The organism is Oliverpabstia sp. (genome assembly GCF_022785585.1).
Classification (GTDB): Bacteria; Bacillota; Clostridia; order Lachnospirales; family Lachnospiraceae; genus Oliverpabstia; species Oliverpabstia intestinalis.
Genome location: NZ_JALFPR010000128.1, coordinates 1 through 2,176 on the forward strand (window position 1 = coordinate 1; position 2,176 = coordinate 2,176).

Consider the following 2,176-nt stretch of genomic DNA (forward strand, 5'->3'; position numbering starts at 1 on the left):
TTCGGAGTATTAGGGTGGCGCTTCGGGACGTTACCCCCTCATTTCACCCATCGGAATATCAGTTCTCCAAAGTTTCGGGCTACAATTGCCCTTCGACTTTGTGCGTAAGCTTTTCACTTACGAACGTGTCGCACGATTGTCATTTCCATATCCCTCCAGGAGATTGATAACTCCCCAAACTGCCAGACCAGCTCCGATTGCAACAACCAGAGTCTGTAAAATATTAATTGCGGATGTAAAAAACGCCATAATCTATGTTCTCCTTTCGTAACTGCTGTTTTCATTATGATTTTTTAACGGTTACTACTCGGAGGGTTCCGCCCTGATGGGCGGTCTTTCATGCTTACGCATATCGCTACCTCCCAAAAGGGCATAAAAAAAAGAGCTATGTATGTTTTACGTTACATGCTCTGTGCCTTCATTTTCACTATTTGATTGTTTTTCCAGTTCACAGCCTTCATACACATAAAGGTCGAACGCTTCTTCCGGACTTAACCGGACTTCCATCTGATGTTTCATATATTCTTCCACATGAAACTCATTCTTTTTATCATAATCGGATAACTGCTGATACCGTTTATGTTTTGTAATGTCAAATTTATCACTGTAAAACGGACGGACACCACGAAGCTGCAAAATACACTTGTTGCCGTCCATGACTGCCAGTTCGTCCCGGCTCATCAGTTCTTTTCCTGTTTTCTGATAGTTCAGACCGTAAGACCGACTTTGTCCTCTTGTATCAGAAGTGTTATATAAATCAATGGTTTCCTTTCCCAGCGTCTCCGAAATTTCTTTCAGAGTGGTACTTTCCTTTCCACCAAGGAACAGCATGGTATCGCAGTTGCCTGTGATAGTTTCGGCGGCATCCTTGTAAATGGTCTTGAGCTGTGATTGTGACTGCAAAATAATGGATGCAGAAATCTCTCTGCTTCGGATCGTTGCAATCAGCTTATCGAACTTCGGAATCTGACCGATATTTGCGAACTCGTCACAGAGGATTCTTACATGATAAGGCAATCTTCCATGATGAACGTCATCGGCCCTGTCACATAACAGATTGAAAAGCTGACTGTACATCATGGCAACCACAAAGTTAAATGTATCATCCGTATCAGAGATTACAATAAACAATGCAGTTCTTTGATCTCCGATCATATCCAGCTCCATCTCATCATAAGACATAAGCTCCCGCAATTCCGCAATATCAAAGGGTGCGAGTCTGGCACCACAACTGATCAAAATACTTTTTGCTGTCTTTCCTGCAGCCAGCTTGTATTTTTTATACTGCCTTACTGCAAAATGATTCGGCTCGTCTCTTTCCAGCTCCTCAAATAACAAATCCACTGCATTTTTAAACTCTTCATCTTCTTCCCTGGTTTCACTGGCATTGATAAATTCCAGCAAGGTTGAAAAATTCTGTTCTTCCTCCGGTGCTTCATAGTAGATATAACCAATCAAAGCACAATACAGCAGACGTTCCGCTTTTGTCCAGAAATCCTCGGAAGATTTTTCTCCCTCTCCTTTGGTATTTACCATGATCGTATTTACCAGTTTCAGAATATCTTTTTCCGAACGAATGTAATGAAACGGATTATAGTGCATACTTTTGGCAAAGTTGATGGTATTCAGCACCTTGATTTTGTAAGGAGCCATTACCACTCTGCCATTTTTATCACGCAGGATTTTCCCATTATTATCTTTCTTCGGTGTCCCTCGTGCTAACATCTTACCACATTCTACGATAATTGTCCCCTTGGGATCAGTGACCACAAAGCTCACATTATCCGGCATCTGCATAAGCTGTGGTTTCACATAAAATCTGGTCTTACCGCTGCCAGATCCCCCGATCACTATGACATTCTTGTTTCTGGCATACTTTGGTTTCTTCGGTCTGCTGTTCATGGTCAGACGTTCCGTTTGTGTCAGCAGAATATTGTTCTCAAAGACCGGATCAATAAAAGGGGCTATATCCTTTTCATTTCCCCATCTGGCAGAACCATATTCTTCTCCCTGGCGAAATTTCTTTCCATTTTTTCCCTTAAAATATACCACTGCCCACACACTGACTGCTGCGATAGTTCCCGCAGCCAGACTTTTCGGTTGTATACTTGGCAGTAACTTTTTAAACGCTAACGGATAGTTCATAAGGAGAACCACCAGCCTGTCCACTACTGTA

1 protein-coding gene and 1 pseudogene are annotated in these 2,176 nt (G+C 42.3%); both read right to left on the reverse strand.

From position 1 onward, the window contains the following. Positions 1–120: 120 nt before the first annotated feature. Positions 121–249, reverse strand: a pseudogene (locus tag MSA64_RS08985) (Maff2 family mobile element protein); the annotation flags it as partial. Between the two features lie 147 nt (positions 250–396). After that, positions 397–2,176: VirD4-like conjugal transfer protein, CD1115 family (locus MSA64_RS08990; protein ID WP_287891381.1), on the reverse strand; the 1,780-nt coding region annotated here is incomplete at its 5' end.